The 24,507-nt window shown below is 70.5% G+C and carries 20 protein-coding genes; 9 read left to right on the top strand and 11 right to left on the bottom strand.

What is annotated here, in order from left to right:
- The first annotated feature begins 15 nt into the window (after nt 1-15).
- Nucleotides 16-855, top strand: coding sequence for a helix-turn-helix transcriptional regulator (locus tag DEU35_RS02975; RefSeq protein WP_258027860.1), 840 nt, complete (start codon nt 16-18; stop codon nt 853-855).
- Here the strand turns inward: DEU35_RS02975 and DEU35_RS02970 are convergent.
- From DEU35_RS02970 to DEU35_RS02945, 6 genes are all read right to left on the bottom strand, one after another.
- Nucleotides 849-1,649, bottom strand: a complete 801-nt coding sequence (locus tag DEU35_RS02970) for an HpcH/HpaI aldolase/citrate lyase family protein (protein WP_103206588.1) — start codon at nt 1,647-1,649, stop codon at nt 849-851. The genes DEU35_RS02975 and DEU35_RS02970 overlap by 7 nt on opposite strands.
- Complete coding sequence (locus tag DEU35_RS02965) at nt 1,634-2,419, bottom strand: fumarylacetoacetate hydrolase family protein (RefSeq protein WP_116238563.1); 786 nt, start codon at nt 2,417-2,419, stop codon at nt 1,634-1,636. Before DEU35_RS02965 ends, DEU35_RS02970 begins: the two co-directional genes overlap by 16 nt.
- 122 nt (nt 2,420-2,541) lie before the next feature.
- On the bottom strand, nt 2,542-3,699 hold the full coding sequence (gene hpaD, locus DEU35_RS02960) for a 3,4-dihydroxyphenylacetate 2,3-dioxygenase (protein WP_116238562.1): 1,158 nt from the start codon (nt 3,697-3,699) through the stop codon (nt 2,542-2,544).
- A 161-nt stretch (nt 3,700-3,860) separates the two neighbouring features.
- Nucleotides 3,861-5,363 carry a 5-carboxymethyl-2-hydroxymuconate semialdehyde dehydrogenase gene (hpaE, locus tag DEU35_RS02955; RefSeq protein WP_116238561.1) on the bottom strand — a complete coding sequence of 501 codons (1,503 nt, stop codon included), beginning with the start codon at nt 5,361-5,363 and terminating at the stop codon, nt 3,861-3,863.
- A gap of 45 nt (nt 5,364-5,408) precedes the next feature.
- Complete coding sequence (locus DEU35_RS02950; RefSeq protein WP_116238560.1) at nt 5,409-6,113, bottom strand: GntR family transcriptional regulator; 705 nt, start codon at nt 6,111-6,113, stop codon at nt 5,409-5,411.
- The gene (locus DEU35_RS02945; protein WP_116238559.1) at nt 6,113-7,654 is read right to left on the bottom strand and encodes a fumarylacetoacetate hydrolase family protein; all 1,542 of its coding nucleotides are present in this window, start codon (nt 7,652-7,654) and stop codon (nt 6,113-6,115) included. The genes DEU35_RS02950 and DEU35_RS02945 overlap by 1 nt, the downstream gene beginning before the upstream one ends.
- Nucleotides 7,655-7,774: 120 nt before the next feature.
- Between DEU35_RS02945 and DEU35_RS02940 the strand changes: the two genes are divergently transcribed.
- Nucleotides 7,775-9,166, top strand: a complete 1,392-nt coding sequence (locus DEU35_RS02940) for an MFS transporter (protein ID WP_116238558.1) — start codon at nt 7,775-7,777, stop codon at nt 9,164-9,166.
- 250 nt (nt 9,167-9,416) lie between these two features.
- Here DEU35_RS02940 and DEU35_RS02935 read toward each other — a convergent pair whose 3' ends face one another.
- Entirely contained in the window at nt 9,417-11,075 is a 1,659-nt protein-coding gene (locus DEU35_RS02935) for a thiamine pyrophosphate-binding protein (RefSeq protein ID WP_116238557.1), read from the bottom strand.
- A 225-nt stretch (nt 11,076-11,300) separates the two neighbouring features.
- Between DEU35_RS02935 and DEU35_RS02930 the strand changes: the two genes are divergently transcribed.
- Together DEU35_RS02930 and DEU35_RS02925 are read left to right on the top strand one after the other, a co-directional pair.
- The gene (locus DEU35_RS02930; RefSeq protein ID WP_103206580.1) at nt 11,301-11,888 is read left to right on the top strand and encodes a TetR/AcrR family transcriptional regulator; all 588 of its coding nucleotides are present in this window, start codon (nt 11,301-11,303) and stop codon (nt 11,886-11,888) included.
- 1 nt (nt 11,889) lies between these two features.
- Entirely contained in the window at nt 11,890-12,531 is a 642-nt protein-coding gene (locus tag DEU35_RS02925; protein WP_103206579.1) for a zinc ribbon domain-containing protein, read from the top strand.
- A 6-nt stretch (nt 12,532-12,537) separates the two neighbouring features.
- Here DEU35_RS02925 and DEU35_RS02920 read toward each other — a convergent pair whose 3' ends face one another.
- A complete protein-coding gene (locus tag DEU35_RS02920; protein ID WP_116238556.1) occupies nt 12,538-13,242 on the bottom strand; it encodes an IclR family transcriptional regulator in 705 nt (234 codons plus the stop codon).
- Between the two features lie 97 nt (nt 13,243-13,339).
- On the opposite strand from DEU35_RS02920, the gene DEU35_RS02915 reads away from it, so the two are divergent.
- Nucleotides 13,340-15,184 carry an FAD-dependent monooxygenase gene (locus DEU35_RS02915; RefSeq protein WP_116238555.1) on the top strand — a complete coding sequence of 615 codons (1,845 nt, stop codon included), beginning with the start codon at nt 13,340-13,342 and terminating at the stop codon, nt 15,182-15,184.
- A gap of 270 nt (nt 15,185-15,454) precedes the next feature.
- Nucleotides 15,455-16,927 carry an NAD-dependent succinate-semialdehyde dehydrogenase gene (locus tag DEU35_RS02910; RefSeq protein WP_103206576.1) on the top strand — a complete coding sequence of 491 codons (1,473 nt, stop codon included), beginning with the start codon at nt 15,455-15,457 and terminating at the stop codon, nt 16,925-16,927.
- Nucleotides 16,928-17,026: 99 nt separating this feature from the next.
- Here DEU35_RS02910 and DEU35_RS02905 read toward each other — a convergent pair whose 3' ends face one another.
- Nucleotides 17,027-17,920, bottom strand: a complete 894-nt coding sequence (locus tag DEU35_RS02905) for a helix-turn-helix domain-containing protein (RefSeq protein ID WP_170210579.1) — start codon at nt 17,918-17,920, stop codon at nt 17,027-17,029.
- A gap of 214 nt (nt 17,921-18,134) precedes the next feature.
- Between DEU35_RS02905 and DEU35_RS02900 the strand changes: the two genes are divergently transcribed.
- Complete coding sequence (locus DEU35_RS02900; protein WP_116238553.1) at nt 18,135-19,151, top strand: carbon-nitrogen hydrolase family protein; 1,017 nt, start codon at nt 18,135-18,137, stop codon at nt 19,149-19,151.
- Nucleotides 19,148-20,194 (top strand): phenylacetaldoxime dehydratase family protein, encoded by a 1,047-nt coding sequence (locus DEU35_RS02895; protein WP_219728497.1) that lies wholly within the window; start codon nt 19,148-19,150, stop codon nt 20,192-20,194. Before DEU35_RS02900 ends, DEU35_RS02895 begins: the two co-directional genes overlap by 4 nt.
- A gap of 149 nt (nt 20,195-20,343) precedes the next feature.
- Here DEU35_RS02895 and DEU35_RS02890 read toward each other — a convergent pair whose 3' ends face one another.
- Nucleotides 20,344-21,783, bottom strand: a complete 1,440-nt coding sequence (locus DEU35_RS02890; protein ID WP_103206573.1) for an XRE family transcriptional regulator — start codon at nt 21,781-21,783, stop codon at nt 20,344-20,346.
- Nucleotides 21,784-21,900: 117 nt separating this feature from the next.
- Here DEU35_RS02890 and DEU35_RS02885 point away from each other — a divergent pair, with 117 nt between their 5' ends.
- Entirely contained in the window at nt 21,901-23,793 is a 1,893-nt protein-coding gene (locus DEU35_RS02885; protein ID WP_103206572.1) for a phosphoenolpyruvate carboxykinase (GTP), read from the top strand.
- Nucleotides 23,794-23,892: 99 nt separating this feature from the next.
- On the opposite strand, the gene DEU35_RS02880 is transcribed toward DEU35_RS02885, so the two are convergent.
- A complete protein-coding gene (locus tag DEU35_RS02880) occupies nt 23,893-24,348 on the bottom strand; it encodes a hypothetical protein (RefSeq protein ID WP_116238552.1) in 456 nt (151 codons plus the stop codon).
- Nucleotides 24,349-24,507: the final 159 nt, after the last annotated feature.

Genomic DNA, 24,507 nt, shown 5'->3' with positions numbered 1-24,507 from the left:
ACTAGGTTTGGGCGGGTGAAGCCGTCCGCCGAGTTGTCGTCCCCCGCGTCTCGCGCCCTCGTCATCGAGCACGAACGCATCGTCGCCGAGCAGGCCGACCGCCACGCCCTGACGCTCGAAGCGGTGCTGGCGATCCTGCGGTCCACGCGCCTCGACGACCGGGCCGCGCGCGCCCTCGCCGTGGAGACCGCGGCCGCCGCTCTCGTCGTCCTGCGGACGTCCACCGATCAGCAGCGCAGCGCCCTGCTGGAACCCGTCACCGGGGCCTTCGCCCGATTGCGCACCGACCTCCGTCCGCTGGTCCGGCACGGCGACCTCGACGTGCAGTTCGTCGAACCGCCGGCGACCGGGCGCGCCCTGCCGGGCGAGGTCGCGCACGAGGCCCGGGCGATCGTCCGCAGCGCCGTGCTCGCCCTGCTCGACCGGGGTACTCCGCACCGCGTGCGCATCCAATGGGACTGCGACGGGCTGAACCTGCTCATCGGTATCCGCGACGACGGAGCGGGCACCCTCACCGCTCATGACGACTCGCTGGGGCCCATCGTCGAGCGGGTCAGCGCGCTCAACGGCGCGTTCGACGTCGCCTCGACACCCGGCTGGGGCTCCGAACTGTCGGTCGTGCTGCCGCTCGATCCGCCCCCGCGCCCCGACTTCCTCGACGAGGCGGTGGATCTCAGCCCCCGAGAGAGCGAGGTGCTCAGCCTCGTCGTGGCGGGCTCGCGCAACCGCGCGATCGCCGAACGCCTCGGGATCAGCGAGAACACCGCGAAGTTCCACGTGTCGAATCTGCTGCGAAAAGCGGGCGTCTCCACGCGGGCCGAGCTCGCGGCCCTCGGGACGGCGCGCGCTCAGTAGCTGTCGCGTTGCGGCGCGCGGGCGGTGACGAACCGCGCCGCCAGCGCCTCGGACGCCCGGGCGAGAAGTGCCACGTCGGCACCGACCGCGACGAAGTCCGCTCCCGCGTCGAGATAGGAGTCGGCCACCGCGGGGTCGAAAGCGTTCACACCCACCGGGATGCCGGCATCCCGAACCGCGGAGAAGACGCGGTGGACCGCGGCCACCACGTCGGGATGCGTCTGCCGACCCAGCAAGCCCATCGACGCCGAGAGGTCGCTGGGCCCGACGAAGACGGCATCCACCCCCTCGACTGCGGCGATGTCGGCGGCGGCGTCGACGCCGGCGGCGGTCTCGATCTGCACGGTGAGCGAGACCTGGTCGGCGGCTTCGGCGAGGTAGCCGTCGACGCGGTTCCAGCGGGCGCTGCGGGCCAGGGCGCTGCCCACTCCCCGGATGCCGTCGGGCGGGTAGCGGGTGGCGGCGACCGCGGCGCGGGCTTCGGCGGCGGACGACACCATCGGCACGATGAGGTTCTGAGCCCCCACGTCGAGCACGCGCTTGATCGTGACCGGGTCGTTCGACGGCACGCGTACGACCGGGGTGACCGGGTAGGCCGCCGCCACCTGCAGTTGCCCGAGGACCTGCTCGATCGAGGTCGCGGAGTGCTCCATGTCGATCAGCAACCAGTCGAGGCCCGAGCCCGCGGCGATCTCCGCGACGACGGGATTCCCCGTGCACAGCCACATCCCGGCCAGGGGACGATCGGATGCCGCGAGGGCGGCGCGGAAGGTCGGGGTCAGACGAAGCGGCACGAGATCGTTCCCATCGGTCCGTAGTCGCAGAGGACGTCATCGCCCCGCGACACCCACATCGGGCGCGTGAACGATCCTGCCAGGATGATCTCGCCCGCCTCCAGGCGCGCGCCGTGCTGGTGGAATTTGTTCGCGAGCCACGCGACCCCGGTGGCCGGGTGGCCGAGGACGCCCGCGGCGACGCCGGTCTCTTCGATCTCGCCGTTACGGCTCAGCAGGCCGGGAACCCAGCGCAGGTCGATCTCGTCGGGACGCTTGTGCACGTCGCCGAGCACCATGGCGCCGTAGGCGGCGTTGTCGCTGATCGTGTCGACGATCGTGCGACCCTCGAGTTCGATGTGCGAGTTCAGGACCTCGAGCGCGGGGACGGCGTAGTCGATCGCGGCGAGGGCGTCGTCGAGCGTGCACTCGGGGCCTTCGAGCGGCGTCTTGAGCACGAAGGCGAGCTCGACCTCGACGCGGACGTTCGAGAAGTGGTCCACCGGGATCTCGGCCCCCGAGCGGTAGACGGTGTCGTCGAACATCACGCCGTAGTCGGGCTCCGTGATCCCTGTCGCCTGCTGCATCGCCTTCGAGGTCAGGCCGATCTTGCGCCCGACGAGCGTGCGGCCGCCGGCGAGCTGCGTATCGCGCCAGCGGCCCTGGATCCGGTACGCGTCGTCGACCGTGGCATCCGGGAATCTCGCCGTGATGCGCGGGATGACGGAGTGGGCGCGGTCGGCCTCGGCGAGTTCGGCCGCGATCGCGTCGATCTGTGCGTCGGTGAGCATGTGTTCTCCTTGGTCGGTCTCCGGAACCTCGTCCCACTTTTGGCGAAGCGTGTCCCACTTCTGGTCGGCTGGGGGGCGCTCAGGCAGCCATAAGTGGGACATCGTCGGGGGAGCGGGCGCGGTCAGAGCTGGTTGCCGAGCTTGAACTCGGCGGAGGGGGCGGATGCCGGCTCCTCCGGAGCACGGGTGTAGCTGAAGCCGTCGGCTCCGATCGTGACGGCCATCTCGCTCGAGTCCTCGCGAGCGCGGACCGGCTGCGGGTTCCCGTCGAGGTCGAGCACGAGCGAGCCCTCGGTGTACCAGCTGGGGACCACGGGGTTGCCCCACCAGTCGCGGCGCTGGTTGTCGTGGACGTCCCAGGTGATGACGGGGTTGTCGGGGTCGCCGGTGTAGTAGTCCTGCGTGTAGATCTCGACGCGGTGGCCGTCGGGGTCGCGCAGGTACAGGTAGAACGCGTTCGAGACGCCGTGGCGGCCGGGGCCGCGCTCGATGGCGTCGGATCGGCGGAGGGCGCCGAGCTTGTCGCAGATGGCGAGGATGTTGTGCTTCTCGTGCGTGGCGAAGCACACGTGGTGCATGCGGGGGCCGTCGCCGCCGGTCATCGCGGTGTCGTGCACGGTGGGCTTGCGGCGCATCCACGCGGCGTAGACGGTGCCCTCTTCGTCCTGGATGTCCTCGGTCACGCGGAACCCGAGCGACTGCATGAAATTCACCGCGCGGGGGACGTCGGGCGTGATCTGGTTGAAGTGGTCGAGGCGAACGAGCTCACCGGGGGAGTGCAGGTCGTAGCGCCACGAGAGGCGCTCCTGGTGCTCGGTGTCGAAGAAGAACTCGTACGGGAAACCGAGCGGGTCGACCACGCGGACGGAATCGCCGATGCCTTTCGTGAAGCCGTTCGGCTCGCGGCGGACGTGGCAGCCGAGCTCCTCGTAGAAGGCGACAGCCCTGTCGAGGTCTTCCGCCGAGCGCACCCGGTACGAGAAGGCGGCCACGGCGGCGATCTCGCCCCGGCGGAGCACCAGGTTGTGGTGGATGAACTCCTCGGTGGAGCGCAGATAGATCGCCTCGTCGTCCTCTTCGGTGACGTGCAGTCCCAGGATGTCGACGTAGAAGACCCGGGATGCCGCGAGGTCGGTGACCACCAGCTCCATGTACGCGCAGCGCAGGATGTCGGGCGCGGGGGCCTTCGGGGTGGGGATCGGGTCGTCGGAGACGATCGGGGCCTCCTGGGTCACCCAGAACCCGGATGAGGTCTTCTCTTCTTCGGTGTGCTTCGTCATTGTTCGCGTCCTTGCGTGGTTGTCGTCGGGGGTCGGAGTTGGCGGTCGAGATCACGTGACGACGACGAGCCCACCCGTCAAGGGCGGTGATGTCGTCCAGGTCACGTGATCTGGTCGGCAGCGCGGCGAGGCGATCCGCCGAGCTGCCGCGCGGACCGGGCTCAGTGCCCCGGGGCCTTGCCGAACGTCGGGTTGTGGGCCCCGCCGAGCGTGATGTGCACGGCCTGCTGGTCGGTGTAGAAGTCGATCGAGCGGTAGCCGCCCTCGTGGCCGAGACCGGAGGCCTTCACCCCGCCGAAGGGGGTGCGGAGGTCCCGGACGTTGTTGGAGTTGAGCCACACCATGCCCGCCTCGACGTTCTGCGCGAACAGGTGGGCGCGCTTCAGGTCGTTCGTCCAGACGTAGGCGGCCAGGCCGTACCTCGTGTCGTTCGCGAGGGCGAGGGCCTCGTCGTCGGTGTCGAAGGGAGTGATAGCGACGACGGGGCCGAAGATCTCCTCCTGGAAGATGCGGGCGTCGGGTGCGACGTCGGCGAACACCGTGGGCCGCACGAAGTTGCCCTCCGCGAACCCCTCGGGGCGGCCGCCGCCGGCGACGAGACGCCCTTCGCTCTTGCCGAGCTCGACGTACGACATGACCTTGTCGTAGTGCTCGGGGTGCACGAGCGCCCCGACCTCGGTGGCGGGGTCGTCGGGGTAGCCGACCCTCACGCGATCGGCCTGGGCGGCGTAGCGCTGTACGAAGTCGTCGTACACCGAGCGCTCCACGAGGATGCGGCTGCCCGCGGTGCAGCGCTCGCCGTTGAGCGAGAAGACCCCGAAGATGGTCGCGTCGATGGCGGCGTCCAGGTCGGCGTCGGCGAAGACGATCGCGGGGCTCTTGCCGCCGAGCTCCATCGACAGGCCCTTCAGGAAGGGCGCGGCGTTGGCGAAGATGAGCTGCCCGGTCGAGCTCTCGCCGGTGAACGAGATGAGCGGCACGTCGGGATGCTTCACGAGCGCATCGCCGGCGTCTTCGCCGAGGCCGTTGACGAGGTTGAACACGCCCTCGGGCAGGCCCGCCTCTTCGAAGATGCCCGCCCACAGGGATGCCGAGAGCGGGGTGAACTCCGCGGGCTTGAGCACCACGGTGTTGCCGGTGGCGAGCGCCGGACCGAGCTTCCACGACTCGAGCATGAACGGGGTGTTCCACGGCGTGATGAGCCCGGCGACACCGATCGGCTTGCGGTTGACGTAATTGAGCTGGCGCCCGGGAACCTTGAAGGCGTCGTCGGTCTGGGCCACGACCAGGTCGGCGAAGAACCGGAAGTTCTCGGCGGCGCGGCGGGCCTGACCGAGGGCCTGCGTGATGGGCAGGCCCGAGTCGAACGACTCGAGCTCCGCGAGGCGCTCGTCGCGAGACTCGACGAGGTCGGCGATGCGGTGCAGCACGCGCGAGCGTTCGCGGGGGAGCATGCGCGGCCACGGGCCGTCGGTGAAGGCCGTGCGGGCGGCCTCGACGGCGAGGTCGATGTCGGCCTTCTTGCCGGCGGCGGCCGTGACATAGGTCTGGTTCGTCACCGGGTCGAGCACGTCGAACGTGTCGCCGTCGACCGAGTCGACGAAACGGCCGCCGATGTAGTGCTGGATGCGCTCGGGCAGCTCGGCGGGGATACGGCGGGTCATGGATGCTCCTTCGTCGGAGGGGGCGGATGCCGATGGCATCCGGGATCAGAAAGCGGGCAGGCCGAGCACCTGGTCGGGGTGCTCGTGGATCATGTAGGCATCGAGAGTGGCCGAGCGGTGACGCCGAGAGACCTTCTCGATCTCGGCGAGCGGGGCGCCGTTCTCGATCAGCACGAGGATGTTCTCGTGCTCGCGGACCGACTCGGCGGCGCGGCCGGGGACGAAGCTGAAGGTGGAGTCGCGCAGGTGCCCGAGGCGCGCCCACTCGGCCTGCACGAGCTCGAGCATGCGGGGGTTGGCGCACTTCTCGAACAGGATCGCGTGGAACTCCTGGTTGAGCGCGGTGAAGGCGCGGGGGTCGAAGTGCTCGAGCGTCTCGACCATGAGCTCGTTGACCTGGCGCGCGCGACGTATGTCGTCGGTCGTCAGAGCTCGGGCCGACAGCGCGGTCGCCGCTCCCTCGAGCAGGCTCAGCGCCTGCATGCTGAAGCGGTAGGCGGTGTCGTCGACCATCGAGACGCGGGCGCCGACGTTCCGCTCGAACATGACCAGCCCCTCGGCCTCGAGCTGGCGGATCGCCTCGCGCACCGGCACGACGCTCATGTCGAGTTCCCCGGCGATCGAGCCGAGCACGAGCCGGTAGCCGGGCGTGAACTCCTGCGAAGCGATGCGGTTCTTGATCCAGTGGTACGCCTGCTGCGACTTGCTCTGGCTCGACGCGTGCGCGGTGGGCGGGGTCGCGGCATCCATCAGGCGTTCCTCTCGCCGTCGAAGCGGGCGCGCCACGCGGCGTTCATCGGGAAGAGTCCCTCGAGGGGACGACCGGATGCCACCTGACGGGCGATCCACGCATCCTCCTGCTCCTGTGCGAGGGCGGCGTCGGCCACCTCGTCGGCCAGAGCGGGCGGGATGACGATCACCCCGTCGCCGTCGCCGACGAGGATGTCGCCGGGCTCGACGGTGGTGCCGCCGCAACCCACCGCGACATCGGTCTCCCACGGCACGTGACGGCGGCCGAGGACGGCCGGGTGCGGGCCGGCGGTGAAGACGGGGATGCCGACCGCGGCCACGGCTTCGGCGTCGCGCACGCCCCCGTCGGTGACGATCGCGGCGGCCTTGCGGGCATGAGCGCGGATCGCGAGGATGTCGCCGAGCGTGCCCGAACCGGTCTCGCCACGGGCCTCGATGACGATCACCTCGCCCTCCTCGACGGCGTCGAAGGCGCGTTTCTGCGCGTTCTGCCCGCCGCCGTGCAGGGCGAAGAGGTCTTCGCGGTGGGGGACGAACCGGAGGGTCCGCGCCGTGCCGACGAACCGGCTGCCGGGGGTGAGGGGGTGCACGCCGTCGATGGTCACGTCGTTGAGGCCGCGCTTGCGCAGCTGCCCGCTGAGGGCGGCGACGGGGACGCGCGAAAGCTTGTCGCGCAGTTCGGGCGAGAGCGAGGGGGCTGCGGCGGTCATGGGGACAGGGGAGTCGGCGGGAACAGGTTCATCCGCGGCGGATCGCCCCGCGTCGGTGGCGTCCCCTGTTCCCGCGGCAGCGGCGGCCGCGGCCGACCCCCACGCCTCGGTGCGCTGGGTGTCATCGACCGCGGGCAGCGAACCGATCGCGGGATCGAACGACCGGTCGCCCTGGGCCACCGTGGTGCGGAGCTTCCCGGTCGACAGGGGGCCGGCATCCACCTGCACCTCGACGACCTGGCCCGGCGTGACGACCGAGGATCCCGCGGGGGTGCCGGTGAGGATGACGTCGCCGGTCTCGAGGGTGAAGTGCTGGGAGAGGTCGGCGACGATCTGCGCGAGGGGGAAGATGAGCCCGGCGGTCGAGTCGTCCTGGACGAGGTCGCCGTCGACCCAGGTGCGCAGGCGCAGGTCCGCCGGATCGACGTCGCGGGCGTCGAGGAGCGCCGGTCCGAGGGGCGTGTAGCCGTCGCCGCCCTTGGAACGGACGTTCGAGCCCTTGTCGTTGGCGCGCAGGTCGTAGAGACCGAAGTCGTTCGCGGCGGTGAGGGATGCCACGTGCGACCACGCGGCGTCGGGCGTCACCCATCGGGCGGGCTCGCCGATGACGAGGGCGATCTCGCCCTCGAACGCGAGCAGCTCGGTGCCCGCGGGACGTTCGATCTCGACGCCCGAGGGGGCGAGGGAGCTCGACGGCTTGAAGAAGTACGAGGGGGCGGCCGGGCGGCGGCCGCGCTGGTCGGCGCGCGAGGCGTAGGCCAGGTGGACGGCCACGATCTTGCCCGGGCGCTCGCCGAGGACGGCGAACCGGGGGTCGGCGGTGTCGTTCATGAAGCTCCCTTGCGTCGTATTCGAAATCGTATATGATCCGAGAGGCGGGGGCAAGCACGACCCCGCCGACCTCTCGACAGCGACGTCGCGGTCTCGACGATGACGTCAAAGGAGCCACTCATGTCCACCGCACCCTCTCGCCGCTCGGCCGGGTTCACCCCGACCGGCACCATCTCGACCTCGGGCGATCGCCGCCGCGTGGTCTTCGCCACCGTGGTCGGAACCACCGTCGAGTGGTACGACTTCTTCCTCTACGCCTCGGCTGCGGGGCTGGTCTTCGGCCAGCTCTTCTTCGCGCCGGCCGGACCCGGGGTCGCGCAGATCCTGTCGTTCCTCACCGTGGGGCTCAGCTTCCTGTTCCGTCCCCTCGGCGCCTTCCTCGCCGGCCATCTCGGCGACAAGTACGGCCGCCGGGTCGTGCTGATGATCACGCTCATCCTCATGGGCGCCTCGACGACCCTGATCGGCGTGCTCCCGACCTTCGACGTCATCGGCGTCGCGGCCCCCGTGCTGCTGATCCTGCTGCGTGTGCTGCAGGGCATCTCGGCCGGAGGCGAGTGGGGCGGCGCGGTGCTCATGGCCGTCGAGCACGCCCCCAAGGCCAAGCGGAGCCTCTTCGGCGCCGCCCCCCAGCTCGGCGTTCCGCTGGGTCTGCTGCTGGCGAGCGGCATGCTCGCCCTCATGGCGGTCGTCGCCCCCGGCGACGCCTTCCTCGCGTGGGGCTGGCGCGTGCCGTTCCTGCTGTCGTTCGTCCTGATCCTCATCGGCTACTATGTGCGCCGGAAGGTCGAGGAGAGCCCGGTCTTCCTCGAGCTCGCCGAGCGCAAAGAGAAGACGCGGATGCCGATCGTGCAGCTGTTCCGCAAGCACGCGCTGCTCGTGCTGATCGCCGCCCTCGTGTTCGCCGGCAACAACGCGGTGGGCTACATGACCACGGGCGGCTACATCCAGCGCTACGCCACCAACCCCGACGGACCCGTGGGTCTGGCCACCGCCGACGTGCTCGGCGCGGTGACCCTGTCGGCGGTGTCGTGGCTCGTCTTCACCTGGATCGGCGGGTGGATCGGCGACGTCATCGGCCGACGCGCCACCTACCTGATCGGGTGGGCGGCGCTGCTGGTCGGGGTCTTCGTGCTGTTCCCGCTCGTCAACACCGCGAGCATCGGCCTGCTGACCCTGGGTCTCGTGGTGCTGACCGTGGGCCTCGGCCTCACCTACGGACCCCAGGCCGCGCTGTACGCCGAGCTGTTCCCGGCATCCATCCGCTTCTCGGGGGTGTCGATCTCGTACGCCCTCGGCGCGATCCTGGGCGGGGCGTTCGCCCCGACGATCGCCGAGGCGCTGGTCAAGGCGACGGGGTCGACCATGTCGGTGACCTGGTACCTCGCGGGCATGGTCATGCTCGGCGCCGTCGCGACGCTCGTGCTGCGCGACCGCAGCGGGATTCCGCTGGGCCCCGACCACGAGGCCGAGCAGTCGGTCAGCCCGGTGCGCGGGCTGTCGAAGGCCTGAGCCCGGCCGTCGCGGTCCCGTCGCGCTTCGGTGCGGCGGGGCCGTTCGGCGCGCCGGGGCGTGCCAGGCCCGGAGCTCTGTGCCCGCACCGAACTCCTGAGATCCGGGCCGCCGGGGGTCGGGCGCGCCGCTCTCCAGACGGCACAGCCCGAATCATTCAGGAGTTGGGCACGGCGGGGCGGGTGCCCGAGGAGGGCGCCCCGGCTCTTTGCGGACGCGCGGATTCTCGGGAGTCCCGCGCCCGACCCGGTCAGCGCGCCGCGATCTCTTCCCAGTACGGTGCGACGACCGCCGCGCTCACGCGCAGATCCAGCAGGAGGAAGTCCCGCTCGGAGGCCGGGCGAGTGACCCAGGATGCCAGGGCCTCGAGGTCGTCGACCGACTCGACCACCACGCCCTCGGCGCCGAACCCGCGCGCGACCGCGGCGAAGTCGACCTGGGGGATGAGCATGGGATCGGGGTGCAGGCCCTTGAGGCCGTAGTTCAGGACCTCGGCTCCGTACTGCGCGTCGTTCCAGACCACGGCGATACCGCGGCCGCCCGCGACCCGGACGGCGGTCTCGAGGTCGGCGAGGGCCATGAGCCCGCCCCCGTCGCCGGTGGTGAGCACGATCGTGGAGTCCGGGCGGGCGACGGCGGCGCCGGGGACGCTCGGGAAGCCCAGGCCGATCGACTGGTACGCCGTTCCGACCATGATCATGCGGTCGGGCGAGGCCACCGGCCAGTACATGTTCGACCAGCCGAGGAAGTGCCCACCGTCCGAGACGATCACGCGGTCCTGGGGCAGCAGTTCGGCGATGCGGGCGGCGGCGGTGCGCGGGTCGAGGCGCCCGTCGGGACCCGTGCCCTGACCCTCGGGCTGGCGGCGGGCGGCGGCGAGGTCGAGGCCCTGGCCCCAGGCCGAGGGCGTCGCGCCCTGCGCGCGGAGGCGGCGCGTGATCTCGATGGCGACGTCAGCGGCATCCCCCCGCACGTACCCGCCGATGTGCGCGTGCGTCGCCGTCGGCGCGAGGTCGACCTGGAAGACGCGCGAGCCGGGGGAGAAGAGCTCGCCGAAGCGCATCGTGAACTGGTTCAGGCTCGCACCGAAGACGACGGCGACATCGGCCTCGCGCACGATCTCCATCGCGCCGGGAGCGCCGAAGCCACCGGCGACACCGAGGTCGCGCGCCGGATCCGAGAACAGGCCGCGGCCCAGGGCGCTGGTCGTGGTCAGCGCTCCGGCGGTGGCGGCGAGGTCGTCCAGCGCCGCTCCCGCGCCGGCCAGCCAGGCGCCGCGTCCCCCCAGGAGCAGCGGTCGTTCGGCCGATGCCAGCGCGTCGACGATCTGGTCGATGACCTTGTCGGCGAAGGCGCCGAGAGGGGGGTGCTCGGGCGTGACCTCGGGGGCGGCGCCGGGGGCCTCGGCGGGCGGGATCGAACCGGCCTCACGGGTGGCGACGTCGTACGGGATGCCGAGAACCACGGGCAGGCGGTAGGTGAGGGCGTGCTCGATCGCGATGACGATGGTGGCCGCCGCGTCGCGGTGACCGACGGTATACGTGCGCGCGCCGACGGCGGCGGCGAGGGCGATCTGGTCCACACCCCAGGGGCGCGGGCCCGAGGTCGGCTCATCGCCGACGATCAGCACGAGAGGCGTGCGCGCCTGGACGGCCTCGGCGAGCGCGGTGAGCGTGTTGGTGAAGCCGGCGCCGTAGGTGGCGGTGGCAGCGGCGAGGCGGCCGCAGGCGCGGTAGTGCGCGTCGGCGGCGACGACGCCCGCCGCCTCATGCCGCACGGCGACGAAACCTGAGGGAGTCTCGCGCCCCAGCGCGTCGAGGAAATAGGCGTTGCCGTTGCCCATGACGCCGAAGACGGTGTCGATGTGGCGAGCGAGGGTGTGCGCGACGTGCGCGGAAACGGTGGGCATGACGAGGGGAGCCTTTCGAGACGGAACGGATGGATGCCGTATGTGTCTCGCGGGGATTCCGCTACGTGCCCTTTTTTCGAGCAGCGACGCACGGCCTCGTGCGCCTGACGGGATCGAGTATAGGGGCGCGGGGCGGTTGTACTCCGGGACCGGGGACGAGAATCCGGCTGCGGGGTGCGATGCCGTCGGTATTATCGAGCGATAACCTCCCCGGAAGGAGAACGGATGCCGAGCCCCCGCCGCCGCACCGCGCGCGACGACGAGTTGCTCACGGCTTCCGTCCGTGCCTTCGCCGCCCGCGGTTACTTCGGCACCTCGACCGCTCAGGTCGCGAGCGAGATGGGGGTGTCGCAGCCCTACGTCATTCGCACCTTCGGGTCGAAGCTCGAGTTGTTCGTGCGCACGCACGCTCACGCCGGGGCCGAGATCACGCGCGCCTTCCGCGGAGCCTCGGGCGCCGGCTTCGACCCCGACCGGCTGGGCGCCGCCTACCGTGAGCTCGTCCTCTCGCGGCCGGAGGCCGTTCTCGTCTGGGCTCACGCGTTCTCGGCCGCGACCGCCGAACCCGAGATCGGGGTCGAGTCACGTCGGCAGTTCGACGAGGTCTACCGCACGCTGCGCGATGCCGGCGCGAGCGACCTCGACCTCTGGGCGTTCATGGGGCGCGGAATGCTGATGAACAACCTGCTCCTCATGCAGGCCCCGCACTTCGGCGATCGCTACGACTTCGGACCTCTCGTCGACCTCGTCTTCGGGCCGCGGCCCGCAACCCCCCGCGGCGCCGCCGGCGCCCCTCGCCTCGATCAGGAGTGACATGAGTGACCTCGTCCCGTTCACCGACAACTTCACCGACCTGTCCAACATGGACGGCTTCCAATTCGAGTTCCGCTGCGAACGCTGCGGCAACGGCTACCGCTCGGCGTTCCGCCCCGACCCGCGCGCCGCGGGGCAGAAGCTCGCCCGCGGCATCGGGAACCTCTTCGGCGGCCCCGTGTCGCAATTCGCGTCGATGGCCGATCGTTTCCTCGACCGCGGCACCAACTCACCCGCGAAAGACGAGGCGCTCCGTGCGGCGACGGCCGAGATCGCGCCGCGATTCCATCAGTGCCGGGGCTGCAGCGACTGGGTCTGCGGCGACGGGTGCTGGAACGACGGGGTGGGTCAGTGCGTGCGCTGCTCGCCGAATGCCACGGAAGAGCTGGCTCAGTTGCAGGCCGAGGCGCGACGTCGTCAGGTGCAGGAGCGGCTCGAGACCGTCGACCTGCTGGGCGGTGCCGACCTCAAGACGCAGGCCCGCCCGCGCTGCGGTGCGTGCGGGGCGCAATCGCACGGCGGGAAGTTCTGCGGCGAGTGCGGTTCCCCGCTCGCGGTGGTCGCGTCGTGCGGCGGATGCGGTTCCGAGAACCCGGCGGGAGCGCGCTTCTGCTCCTCGTGCGGGACGGGCCTGACGGGCTGACGCGCCCTAGAGTGCGCGGCGGATGGCCTCGGCCGCCGCTGTCAGCCGCGACCCGATCGCCGCGTCGTCGCGATCGGTCGCGACGTACACGGCGGCGACGGCGGCCGGCTGCCGCCCCTGCACGCTGAGCGGCGCGGCGACGGCGCGCAGGGTCGGGATGACTTCGTCGTGGCTGGTCGCCCAGCCGCGCTCGGCGGTGTCGGCGACCTCGGCCGCGAGTCGGGCGTCGGCGGCGTCGGGCCAGCGGCCCGGGGGCATCTGCGCGAGGATCGCCCGCCCCGGGGCTCCCCGGGTGACGGGATGCCGCGTCCCCGGCCGCTGCGCGACGGTCGTCGTCGCGTGGCGTGGTTCGACGCTGAGGAGGGTCACGCACTCGTCGTGGTCGAGCACGACGAGGAAGCACGTCATGCCCAGCTCGTTCGCCGCGGCCGTGAGCTCGGGCAGGGCCTCGGCCTGCAGGTCGGCGGCGACCCCCGCGGCGAGAGCCGCCAGGCCCGTTCCCAGGCGCACCGCGCCCGCGGCATCCCTCGTCACGAGTCCGTGGTCCTCGAGCGTGCGCAGGAGTCGATACGCCACGGAGCGGTGGAGCCCGACGCGCGTGGCCAGGTCGTCGATCGTCAGCGGGGTGCGGGCATCGGCGAGTTCTTCGAGCAGGCGGATGCCGCGGCTGAGCGTCTGCGAAGCGGGCGTTGCGTCTTGCCGCGATGACATGGCTCGGCTAACCTTTCGTTCGATAGCAGAACGTTGCGTTCGAATATAGAACACGACGGTCTGGTGAGCAACCTCGACATCGACGTCAGGAGAAACAGTGCAGTTCCACCACCACGGCTATGTCTCGGGTGACCCGCGCGTGCAGAACGCCGCCGGAACCGGCATCGACCGGCCGGCACGCCTCCCCGACGAGGTCGACGTGCTCATCGTGGGGTCCGGTCCCGCCGGAATGCTGCTCGCGGCCCAGATGTCGCAGTTCCCGCACCTCACCACGCGCCTCATCGAGAAGCGGGAGGGGCGACTGTCGCTGGGCCAGGCCGACGGCATCCAGCCGCGCAGCGTCGAGACGTTCCAGGCGTTCGGTTTCGCCGACCGCATCACGGCCGAGGCGTACAACATCGGCTGGATGAACTTCTGGGCACCCGACCCCGAGCACCCCGACCGGATCGTCCGCACGACGCGCACCGAGGACTACGGGTACAAGATCAGCGAGTTCCCGCACCTGATCGTCAATCAGGCGCGCGTGCTCGACTATTTCGCCGAGGCGGCGGCCCACGGGCCCGCGCGCATCGCCCCTGACTACGGCGTGGAGTTCCTCGACCTCGAGGTGCAGGGCGACCACGTCGAGGTGCGCGTGCGTACGACCGAGGGGGAGCGCACGATCCGCGCGAAATACGTCGCGGGGTGCGACGGAGCGCGCAGCGGTGTGCGCCAGGCGATCGGCCGCACGCACGTCGGCGCAGCCGCCCGCCACGCGTGGGGTGTGATGGATGTGCTGGTGGAGACCGACTTCCCCGACTGGCGGATCAAGTGCGCGATCAACGCCGCGGCGGGCAACATCCTGCACATCCCACGCGAGGGCGGCTACCTCAGTCGCATGTACATCGACCTCGGCGAGGTCGCCGAGGACGACGACCACCGCGTGCGTCAGACGCCGATCGACGAGGTCATCCGGAGGGCGAACGAGATCCTGCACCCGTACTCGATCGACGTGAAGCAGGTCGCGTGGCACAGCGTCTACGAGGTGGGCCATCGGGTCACCGATCAGTTCGTCGATGATCTCGATGACCCGCGCGTCTTCCTCACGGGCGACGCCTGCCACACGCACAGCGCGAAGGCCGGCCAGGGCATGAACGTCTCGATGCAGGACGGCTTCAACCTCGGCTGGAAGCTCGGTCACGTGCTCACCGGCCTCGCGCCCGTCGAGCTGCTGCGCACCTACGATCAGGAGCGCCGCCCGGTCGCCCAGCAGCTCATCGACTTCGACCGCGAGTGGTCGTCGCTCATGGCCCGCAAGCCCGGTGAGATCACCGACCCCGACGAGCTCGCGACCTACTACCTCGCCACCGCGGAGTTCCCCTCCGGCTTCGGCACGCACTACGCCCCCTCGCGTATCGTCGCGGCGGACGCCGCCCAGGAACTGGCATCCGGATTCCCGGTGGGCAAACGCTTCCACAGCGTCGAGGTCGTGCGGGTGTGCGACGGCAACGCCGTGCACCTCGGCCACCACGCGAAAGCCGACGGGCGCTGGCGCCTGTACGTCTTCGCGGATGCCGAGGGCACGGCGCTGCAGGACTGGGTCGGCGCGGCGCGGGCCGTCGTCGAGCGGTTCACTCCCGAGGGAGCGGACCTCGACGCCGTCTTCGACGCGAAGGTGGTGTACCCCGGTCGCTGGGAGGACGTGGTCGACGTACCGACGCTCTTCCGCCCGCAGTCCGGGCCGCTGGGGCTCACCGACCTCGAGAAGGTGTTCGCCGCCGCGCCCTCGGCCTGGACGACGGGCGACGTCTTCGCCGAGCGCGGCATCGGCGCCGAGGGGGCCGTGGTCGTCGTGCGGCCCGATCAGTACGTCGCGCACGTGCTGCCGCTCACCGATCCGGTCGGGCTGGAGCGGTTCCTCGCCGGTGCGATGGCGGAGCCCCTGGCCGCGGCATCGCGCTGACGCCGTCGACCCCGGCATCCGCACCCCCACGCATAAACGCGATCCACGCGCATAAACGCGAGCACGGCACGTTTATGCGCGCGGACAGCGTTTATGCGCGCGTGTTCCGCTCGAGCGCCGGGCGTGCGCGCACGCTCGGGACGTCCGCCGGACGCCGTGGGCTGGCCATGACGGCGACCGGAGTCACCCCCTTGTACGCCACGTATATCGGCACGCACCCGCGGGCTGAGAAGAATGGGCGGAGAACCCCGCCCCGATCCTGGAGGATTCATGACTGATTCGCGCGAGAGCGAGCTGCTGGCATCCGTTCCCACCGGTCTGCTCATCAACGGCGAGTGGCGCGCTGCCGAGGGCGGCAAGACCGTCGCGGTCAACGACCCCGCTACCGGCGGAGTCATCCGCGAAATCGCCGACGCGAGTGTCGACGACGGGGTGGCGGCGATGGATGCCGCGGCCGAGGCGTTCCCGTCCTGGGCGGCGACCCCCGCTCGCGAACGCGCCGAGATCCTCCGCCGTGCTTTCGACCTGCTGCAGGAGCGCAAGGAAGACGTCGCGCTGCTGATGACGCTGGAGATGGGTAAGCCCCTCGCTGAGGCGCGCGGAGAGGTCGGCTACGGCGGGGAGTTCCTGCGCTGGTTCAGCGAGGTCACCGCGCACACCCAGGGCCGCTACGGCGCGAACCCCGAGGGCACCGGCCGCATGATCGTCTCGCAGCACCCGGTCGGCCCCTGCTACCTCATCACGCCGTGGAACTTCCCCCTCGCGATGGCCACCCGCAAGATCGCGCCCGCGCTCGCCGCCGGGTGCACGGTCGTCATCAAGCCGGCCACCCTCACCCCGCTCACCACGCTGTTCTTCGCGCAGATCCTGCAGGACGCGGGGCTCCCCGCCGGTGTCGTCAACGTGGTCACGACCACGAACACCGGCCCGGTCTCGGAGCGCATCATCTCCGACCCGCGGCTGCGCAAGCTCTCGTTCACCGGCTCGACCCCCGTCGGCGTGAAGCTGCTGCAGCAGGCCGCACCGGGCGTACTGCGCACGTCGATGGAACTCGGCGGCAACGCCCCCTTCGTGGTGTTCGACGACGCCGACCTCGACAAGGCGGTCGAGGGTGCGATGCTCGCGAAGTTCCGCAACATCGGCCAGGCCTGCACGGCCGCCAACCGCTTCATCGTGCAGCGCTCGATCGCCGACGAGTTCACCCGCCGCGTCACCGAGCGCGTGCGGGGCTTGAAGATCGGCCGCGGCACCGAGGAGGGCGTGCAGATCGGCCCCCTCATCGACGACCGCGCCGTCGACAAGGCCAAGACCCTCGTGGGGGATGCCGTCGAGCGCGGCGCCACCGTCACCACCGGCGGTTCGCCCATCGACGGCCCCGGCACGTTCTTCGAGCCGACCGTCGTGTCCGACGTGAAACCCGGCAGCGACATCCTCCGTGAGGAGATCTTCGGACCCGTGCTCGCGATCATCCCCTTCGACGACGAAGACGACGCCGTGCGCCTCGCCAACGACACCGAGTACGGGCTCGTCTCCTACGTCTTCACCGAGTCGCTCGCGCGCGGCCAGCGCATGATCGACAAGCTCGAGACCGGGATGATGGGCCTCAACGTCGGCGTCGTCTCCAACGCCGCGGCTCCCTTCGGCGGCTGGAAGCAGTCGGGACTCGGCCGCGAGGGCGGCGACGAGGGCATCCACGAGTACCTGCAGACGAAGTACACGCTGACGGCGAACCCGTACGCCTGACCGGGCCGCAGAAGACACCGGATGCCACGACCCCGGCGCCCCGCGAGGGCCCGGGGTCGTGGCATCCGTCGTCCCGGGTAACGACCGCGGGTACCGGCGTCAGTGGCCGGCCGAGCGCACGGATGAAGGGGTCTGCGCGAACTCGCGCTTGAACGCGCGGGTGAAGCCGTCGACATCAAGAAAACCGGTGCGCCGCGCGGCCTCGGCCACGCTCATCCCGCCGCCCAGCAGGGACCGGCTGCGACGCAACCGGCAGGAACGGATGAACGCCGCCGGGGATTCGCCGTCTGCGGCGAAGAGCTTCTGCAGCGTGCGAAGCGACAGGTGGAAGTGGGCGGCGATCCGCTCGGGGGTGAGATCGGGATCGACGCACTGCTCGTCGATCCAGAGGCGTATGCCCTCGACGAGAAGGTGTGGATCGGTGGCGGGCGCGCCCGCGTCGCGGCCCTGGACGACCGCGCGGAGCAGTCCGATGAGCGCATCGCCGATGGCTTCCGCCTCTTCGGCCGCCGGGCGCTGGATCGACGAGGCCAGCAGGGTGAGCGCGCGCAACTGCGCGGAGTCGGGGATGTCGACCGCGGTCAGCCCGGCGAACGTGTGGCCCGCGCTGGTGAGCGTGCGGCGGGGCAATTGCAGCACCACCTCGCTCATCGAAGCGGGAAATGACAGCGCGTACGGGGAGGCGGCGTCGTACATGACCGCCGATCCGGAGCCCAGTTCGGCCGTACGGCCGTGTTGACGGATCCATCCGCGTCCACGACGGTGCAGCGAGAGGAGCACGTCGTCGCGTGGCTGACGGCGAATGAGGTCCTGGTCTCGGTAGACCGTCGACGCCTCGCTCATGACGCGGGTCACCGTGACGGCCGGGCCGAGCCTGACCTGAGCCAGGCTGGCGTGAAAGGCGGCCGCGGTCGCGCTCACGCGGAGGGGGACGAAGGCGCCACTGCACGCGCGCGTCCACTCCGCGACGGAGGAGACAGCCACAGGTGACATGCGGGGATGGTACGCCTGGTTCCCCCTCGCCTGCCTGTCGATCGGGGATGCGGTCGGATATCGTGCGCGAATCGCCGGATGCCGTGACGTCCGTCGATGGGTGGTGCGTGCATCGCCGGACACCGTGCGCGCGAAGTCGGAGACGCGGGCACCCCTCCCTCCTAACGTGTGGGCACCGCGGATCATCCGATGCCGCTCACCCGAAGGAGTCCTCATGCCCGATTACCGCAAGAGCTTCCGCGCCGCCGCCGTGCAGGCCGAACCCGTCTGGAACGACCTGGACGGGGGCATCGACAAACTCGAGGCGTTCGCTCGCGACGCGCGCGACGGTGGCGCCGAGATCGTCGCCTTCCCCGAGGTCTGGCTGCCCGGATACCCCTGGTTCCTGTGGCTGGATTCGGTCGCCTGGCAGTCTCAATTCGTCGTGCCGTACGCCGCGAACTCCCTCGAGATCGGCAGCCCCGAGTGGCAGCGACTCGAATCGGTCGCCCGGTCCCTCGGCATTTCGCTCGCGTTCGGATTCAGCGAGCGCTCGGGCGGATCGCTCTACATGGGGCAGGCGGTGATCGACGCGGACGGAAGAACCCTCAGCACGCGCCGCAAGCTCAAGCCGACCCACGTGGAACGAACGCAGTTCGGCGACGGTGACGGCTCCGACGTCGTGGTCGTCGACACGCCCGTCGGTCGCGTGGGTTCGCTCAATTGCTGGGAGCACCTGCAGCCGCTCACCAAGTACGCGATGTTCTCGCAAGACGAGCAGTTGCACGTCGCCGCGTGGCCGAGCTTCTCGATCTTCGGCGGCGCCGTCAACGCCCTCGGGCCCGAGGTCAATGTCGGTGCGTCACGCCAGTACGCCGTCGAGGGGCAGACCTTCGTTCTCGCTCCGTGCGCGACCGTAGGACCAGCGGCGCAGGAGCTGTTCGCCGACACCGATGCCAAGCGCGCCATGCTGCCACTCGGCGGCGGATACGCCCGGATCTTCGGTCCCGACGGAGGCTCGCTCGCCGACCCGCTCGCACCCGACGAGGAGGGCATCCTCTTCGCCGACATCGACTACTCCGCGATCCTCGCCGCCAAGAACGCCGCCGACCCCGTGGGACACTACTCTCGGCCGGACGTCTTCACCCTCCACCACCGCGACACGGGGCGGTTGCCCAAGGTCGCGGCATCCGCTCGTGACATCCCTGCTGCGGAGCCGGTCGTGGCAGACGACCTCGTCAGCGCGGAATGACGTCGATGGGACTCGAGTCCTCGATCGCGCCGAAGCTTCGGCGCCCCGACCGCCGGCCGAAGCACACGCCCGGCTCGTATCAGCCTCCCTATCCCTCGTTCTCGGCGCGTTTCGGTGACGAGGTCGACGCCGTGGTGATGGCGTCGTTCGGGGTGCAGAGCCGGGACGCAGACGATCCTCGGGCCGCTGCCGCCCTGGGTGAGATGCGCGAGGCGCGCTCCGCGCACGACGGTCCCGGCTCCGTGCAACGCGCTCGCTACATCGACGCACAGGGATATACGACGACGATCGACACGGCGTATTGGAGCGACCCGCGCGCGTTCGAGCGCTGGTTCGCGTCCGTAGGCGCCGCGTGGCTCGACCCCGACCGCGTGGAGGACGGCGTGGGGCGCTTCCTCGAGCTCGTCACGCCCGACCTGGAGCGCTTCGAGACGATCTTCTCCGCCTCCGACCGCCCCGAGGGTGTCGCCGAGGTGGGGACGGAGATGAGCGGGATGATCGAGGAGCACGCCTATTGGGGGTCGATGCGCGACCGCCTTCCGCTCGCGCAGACCGATCCGCTCTGGCCCTCGGGCGAGCTCGTCGTCACCGGATCTGGTCGGGTGCGGGACGTGCGTCTGCATGGCAACGCCTGCCTGATCCGATCGGGGCAGGACATCACCGACACCGGCGATCGTGAGCGCGATCTCTACCTGTCGACCGTCGAACCGCCGCTGCGGGCGGGGATGGATTTCCTCCGCGACGAGGGCGGATCCATCGGGTGCTACGACAATCGCTTCATGGTGGTCCTCGACGAGGACGATCAGCCCACCGACCGGACCTTCGGAATGAGTTGGTGGCGCGACATGGCGGCGCTGGAAGACTGGGCGGCCTCTCACCCGACCCACGTCGAGATCTTCGGAGCGGCGATGCGACATCTCTCGAGTTTCGGGCCGGAGACGCGCCTGCGGCTCTTCCACGAGGTGACCGTTCCGACCGACGTCCAGCAGCGATTCACCTACGTCGGTTGCCACGACGAGACGGGTCTGCTGCGCGCACGGTAGGGACGATCGGATGCCACGACCCCGCGCTCCCCAGGCCCCGGGGCCGTGGCATCCGTGCGTCCGTCCTCCTGCGCGAGTCGCCACGTTTTGTCGCTTGCGAGCCTCCCGAGGCGACCCATCTTGGCGCCTCACGCGTGTGATGCCCCCGGTCAGCCGTCCGCGTGACGATCGAGGAACGCGAAGACTTCGGCGTCGTCGACCCCCGGGAACATGCCGCGGGGGAGCGGCGAGAACATGTATTGGTGCACGCGGGCGCTCGGCCACGCCTTGCCCGACCAGCGCTCCGCGGCCTCGGTGTCGGGGCGGCGGCAGCACGACTCGTCGGGGCAGTGCGAGACACCGCGTGTGGGGGTCTCGCGGCCGCGGAACCACCGCGCGTCGTCGAACGGCACGCCCACGGTGATCGAGAAGTCGCCGCTCGAGGTGCTGCCCGTCTGGGTCGAGCACCAGTAGGTTCCGGCGGGGGTGTCGGTGTACTGGTAGTGCTCGGTGGTGCGGTTGTGCTCGTCGAACGCCGACCGCGCCGAGAACTTCTTGCAGACGATCTGGCCCTCGACCGAACCGGTGACGTCCGTCGGGAGCGGCAGGTCGTCGTTCTCGTACACGCGCGAGATGGCCCCGTCGCCGTCCACGCGCATGAAGTGCAGGCGGATGCCGAGGTGCACGGTCATCAGGTTCGTCATGCGCATGGCCGCGGCCTCGTGGGTCACCCCGAACGCGTCGCGGAAGTCCTCGACAGCGAGGTTGCGGTCCTTCTTCGCCTGGGTGAGGAAGGCGACCGCGCTCGTCTCGGGCATGAGGCAGCACGCGGCGTAGTAGTTGATCTCGAGGCGCTGTTGGAGGAAGTCGGCGTAGTCGGTGGGCGGGCGGTGTCCCAGCAAGCGGTGCGCCATGGCCTGCAGGGCCATCGAGCGCAGTCCGTGACCCCCGGGGATCGACGCGGGCGGCAGGTAGATGCGCCCGTTCTCGAGGTCGGTGACCGAGCGCGCCGAGTGCGGCAGGTCGCTGACGTAGAGGAGCTCGAAACCCAGCTGCTCGGCCATGATGCTCACCGTGCGGTGGGTGAGAGCGCCGGTCGAGTGACCCGCGGCTCGGAGCTGCTTCTCGGCGAGACGCTCGATCTCGGGCAGATGGTTCGACATCTCGCGCATGCGCAGGCGCAGCTCGGTGTTGGCGCGGCGGGCTTCTTCGGGGCTCGCGATCGTCTCGCGCTCGCGCCGCTGCAGTTCGCGGTGCAGGCCCAGCACGGCCTCGATCGTGTCGTCGCTCGTTCCCTTCGTCACTTTGACGGGGGGAATGCCGAGCTGCCGGAAGAACGGGCTGGTCTGGGCGCGTTCGAGTTCGATCTCGAGAGCGGCCCGCCGGTTCGGGGGTTCGCGCGAGAGCAGCTCGGTGACCTCGGTCTCGGTAGCGCGGGCGATCTCCTGCAGGAGCGAGAGCTTGGGCTCGCGTTTGCCGTTCTCGATGAGGCTCAGCTGGCTGCCGGCGACCCCGACCAGGGCGCCGAGCTCGTCGAGGGTGTAGCCCCGAGCGAGACGGTGGTGCCGGATGCGGTGACCCAGGGTCGTGAGCTCGAACGACGATGCCATTCCTTGACCATATCGAAAAATGCGCAATTCTTAACGTACTTTTTCTCGGAAAGAACCGGCGCAGGCGCGCAACATGGAGGAAGACCACCGATTTCGCTCTCAACCGAGGAGAACGACATGGCACTCGCCGACATCTTCAACTCCACGCCGCGCACCGCCGCGCTCGACACTCGCGCGGGCCGCGTGCAGCGCGCCGGTCACGGAGACCGCCCCGCGGTCGAGGGCCCCGGTCTCGCCGCCCTCGTCGCGTGGGTCGACCAGGTCGCCGCTCTCACCCAGCCCGACCGCATCCACTGGGTCGACGGCTCGGCCGCCGAGAACGACGCGCTCCTGCGCGAGATGGTCGACGAGGGCAAGCTCATCAAACTCAATCCCGAATGGCGCCCCGGCTCGTACCTCGCCCGCTCGCACCCCGGCGACGTCGCCCGTCTCGAGTCGCGCACCTACATCGCTTCGAAGCGCGAAGAAGACGCCGGTCCCACGAACAACTGGATCGCCCCCGCCGAGATCCGCGAGACGCTGAACGGGGTCTTCGAGGGCTCGATGCGCGGCCGCACGATGTACGTCGTCCCCTTCTCCATGGGTGCCATCGGCGGACCCCTCAGCCACATCGGCGTGCAGATCACCGACAGTGCCTACGCGGTGGCATCCATCGGCGTCATGACCCGCGTCGGCACCGCGGTCACGCAGCAGATCGCGAACGGTGCACCCTGGGTCAAGACCGTGCACTCGGTCGGCGCGCCTCTCGCCCCCGGCCAGGCCGACGTCGCGTGGCCCTGCAACGATGAGAAGTACATCGTCCACTTCCCCGACACGCTCGAGGTGTGGTCGTTCGGCTCGGGCTACGGCGGCAACGCGATCCTCGCGAAGAAGTGCTTCGCGCTGCGCATCGCGTCGGTCATCGGCCGCGACGAGGGCTGGCTCGCCGAGCACATGCTGCTCATCCGCGTCATCGACCCCGAGGGCAAGGCGTACCACGTGGCCGCCGCGTTCCCCTCGGCCTGCGGCAAGACGAATCTCGCGATGCTGCGGCCGACGATCCCCGGCTGGCGTGTCGAGACCCTCGGCGACGACATCACGTGGATCCGCCCCGGCGAGGACGGGCGTCTGTGGGCCATCAACCCCGAGGCCGGGTTCTTCGGGGTCGCACCCGGCACCGGCGAGTCGACCAACGTCACCGCGATCGAGACGCTGTGGGGAAACACGATCTTCACCAACGTCGCGCTCCGCCCCGACGGCGACGTCTGGTGGGAGGGGCTGACCGACGAGGCGCCCCCGCACCTCATCGACTGGGAGGGCAAGCCCTGGACGCCCGCGTCGGGCCGCCCCGCCGCGCACCCCAACTCGCGCTTCACCGTCGGAGCTGCACAGTGCCCGCAGATCGCCGAGGACTGGGAGGCCCCCGAGGGTGTGCCGCTCGACGTGATCCTCTTCGGCGGTCGCCGCGCCACCAACGTGCCGCTCGTGGTGGAGGCCACCGACTGGTCGCACGGCGTGTTCATCGGCTCGACCGTCTCGAGCGAGAAGACGGCGGCGCAGGAGGGCACGGTCGGCGAGCTCCGCCGCGACCCGTTCGCGATGCTGCCGTTCTGCGGGTACAACATGGGCGACTACTTCGGTCACTGGCTGAAGGTCGGCCAGAAGCTCCGCTTCGACCGCGCGCCCCGGATCTTCCAGGTCAACTGGTTCCGCAAGGGCGACGACGGCCGCTTCCTCTGGCCCGGATTCGGCGACAACGCCCGCGTGATCGACTGGATCATCCGTCGCGTCGACGGCCAGGTCGACGCGGTCGACAGCCCCATCGGTCGTCTGCCCCGGATCGAGGATCTCGAGCTGTCGGGCCTCGACCTCCCCGCCGCCGACCTCGAGGAGCTGTTCTCGATCGACCGCAGCTCGTGGCTCGCCGAGGCCGACCTGACCGAGGAGTTCTACGACACCTTCGGCTCGCACCTGCCGGCCGCCCTGCGCGCAGAGCTCGCCGCGCTGCGCTACCGCCTGCAGCGCTCCTGAGACCGGCTCGCCCGCGCCCGTCTTGTGCGGACGGGTGAGCCCTCGAATCGACGCCCCTCCCGTTCTTGGCGCGCGGGAGGGGCGTCGATGCGCGTGCGCTCAGGATCCGGTCGGCGACTGCTCCTTCTCGCCGGGGCTGTTCGGCGTCCAGCCGTACCAGCCGGCGTCCGTCGCGATCACCGACCACGCCCCGCACGCGAACACCCGGCTCGTCGCGTAGACGTCGGGCGCGTCGTCGAGGTGCACGGTCGGGGCGGACCGTCGCTCCACCTCGACGCAGGTCTTCGGGTCGAGCGCGGAGCCGCTCCGCGTCATCGCGGTGGCGACCTCGCCGTCGCGCTTGGTCTTCAGGACGATCGCGGTCGCATCGGCGGGCAGCCAGGGCACGGTGGTGTCGGCCCGGGCGGCGACGTCGGCCGCATCGGTGTACTCCGCCGTGACCTCCTGCGAGAAAGCCTCCTGGATGCCGGTGCACCCGGCCAGCGAGAGGGAGAGGGCTCCACCCGCGGCGACGGCGAGGGCGAGCAGGAGCGGTGAGGTGCGGTGCGATGTCATGGGTCGATCGTGACCGGGCGGGGGGCTCGGGATCGTCGTCCCCGGGGATGATCCGGCATCCCTCGCGAGACGTATCCCCGCGGCAGCCGGCGCCGCGTCATCCTCCAGATGTACGACGGGGCGACGTGAGGTCGATGACGCGGGCCGGGGGTGATTCGT

Source organism: Microbacterium sp. AG157, assembly GCF_003385695.1.
Lineage (GTDB): Bacteria > Actinomycetota > Actinomycetes > Actinomycetales > Microbacteriaceae > Microbacterium > Microbacterium testaceum.
The sequence above is the reverse complement of the archived record's forward strand: the minus strand, read 5'-3'. Positions and strand labels throughout refer to the sequence as shown.

Excerpts from the sequence above, each read along its gene's own strand:
- DEU35_RS02925 (WP_103206579.1), top strand. The coding sequence starts at position 11,890 with ATGAGTGACCTCGTCCCGTTCACCGACAACTTCACCGACCTGTCCAAC.
- DEU35_RS02935 (WP_116238557.1), bottom strand. The coding sequence starts at position 11,075 with ATGCCCACCGTTTCCGCGCACGTCGCGCACACCCTCGCTCGCCACATC.
- DEU35_RS02900 (WP_116238553.1), top strand. The coding sequence starts at position 18,135 with ATGCCCGATTACCGCAAGAGCTTCCGCGCCGCCGCCGTGCAGGCCGAA.
- DEU35_RS02945 (WP_116238559.1), bottom strand. The coding sequence starts at position 7,654 with ATGAACGACACCGCCGACCCCCGGTTCGCCGTCCTCGGCGAGCGCCCG.
- hpaD (WP_116238562.1), bottom strand. The coding sequence starts at position 3,699 with ATGACGAAGCACACCGAAGAAGAGAAGACCTCATCCGGGTTCTGGGTG.
- DEU35_RS02910 (WP_103206576.1), top strand. The coding sequence starts at position 15,455 with ATGACTGATTCGCGCGAGAGCGAGCTGCTGGCATCCGTTCCCACCGGT.
- DEU35_RS02940 (WP_116238558.1), top strand. The coding sequence starts at position 7,775 with ATGTCCACCGCACCCTCTCGCCGCTCGGCCGGGTTCACCCCGACCGGC.
- DEU35_RS02895 (WP_219728497.1), top strand. The coding sequence starts at position 19,148 with ATGACGTCGATGGGACTCGAGTCCTCGATCGCGCCGAAGCTTCGGCGC.
- DEU35_RS02905 (WP_170210579.1), bottom strand. The coding sequence starts at position 17,920 with ATGTCACCTGTGGCTGTCTCCTCCGTCGCGGAGTGGACGCGCGCGTGC.
- DEU35_RS02965 (WP_116238563.1), bottom strand. The coding sequence starts at position 2,419 with ATGCTCACCGACGCACAGATCGACGCGATCGCGGCCGAACTCGCCGAG.
- DEU35_RS02890 (WP_103206573.1), bottom strand. The coding sequence starts at position 21,783 with ATGGCATCGTCGTTCGAGCTCACGACCCTGGGTCACCGCATCCGGCAC.
- DEU35_RS02950 (WP_116238560.1), bottom strand. The coding sequence starts at position 6,113 with ATGGATGCCGCGACCCCGCCCACCGCGCACGCGTCGAGCCAGAGCAAG.
- DEU35_RS02880 (WP_116238552.1), bottom strand. The coding sequence starts at position 24,348 with ATGACATCGCACCGCACCTCACCGCTCCTGCTCGCCCTCGCCGTCGCC.
- DEU35_RS02930 (WP_103206580.1), top strand. The coding sequence starts at position 11,301 with ATGCCGAGCCCCCGCCGCCGCACCGCGCGCGACGACGAGTTGCTCACG.
- hpaE (WP_116238561.1), bottom strand. The coding sequence starts at position 5,363 with ATGACCCGCCGTATCCCCGCCGAGCTGCCCGAGCGCATCCAGCACTAC.
- DEU35_RS02885 (WP_103206572.1), top strand. The coding sequence starts at position 21,901 with ATGGCACTCGCCGACATCTTCAACTCCACGCCGCGCACCGCCGCGCTC.
- DEU35_RS02920 (WP_116238556.1), bottom strand. The coding sequence starts at position 13,242 with ATGTCATCGCGGCAAGACGCAACGCCCGCTTCGCAGACGCTCAGCCGC.